Annotated in this window: 1 tRNA gene; it reads left to right on the forward strand. The window is 39.4% G+C overall.

Annotated features, from left to right (window positions below):
- The first annotated feature begins 188 nt into the window (after positions 1–188).
- Positions 189–264 (forward strand) — tRNA-Thr (locus COD11_RS26265).
- Positions 265–467 lie beyond the last annotated feature (203 nt).

Below are 467 nucleotides of genomic sequence, written 5' to 3' on the forward strand. Positions count from 1 at the left end.
CCACCATAGTTTTTTCGCGCCAGCGAAAATAACTTACCATATGCCGGTGTAGCTCAACTGGTAGAGCACGATCGAATATGCTTCGAAGCTCCTGCTTCAGCACACAAATCGAGCTGCTACTTGAATAATCTTTCTGAGATTTGGGTGACTGGTAAGTAAGATAAAACCTTATATACATCTATACCAATGCCGGTGTAGCTCAACTGGTAGAGCAACTGACTTGTAATCAGTAGGTTGGGGGTTCAAGTCCTCTCGCCGGCACCATTTTATTTTATTAATAATATACAACTCATTATAAAATGAGCCATTAGCTCAGTTGGTAGAGCACGAACGAATATGCGTCGAAGCTTTACATCAGCACACAAATTGAGCTACAGCTTGAATAAGCTTACTGAAATTTGGGTGTCTATAACAAGAGATAAATTTAATATTATTACTCATTATGAAATGAGCCATTAGCTCAGTTG

The organism is Bacillus sp. AFS040349, from assembly GCF_002577655.1.
In the GTDB taxonomy this organism is placed as follows: Bacteria; Bacillota; Bacilli; order Bacillales; family Bacillaceae; genus Metabacillus.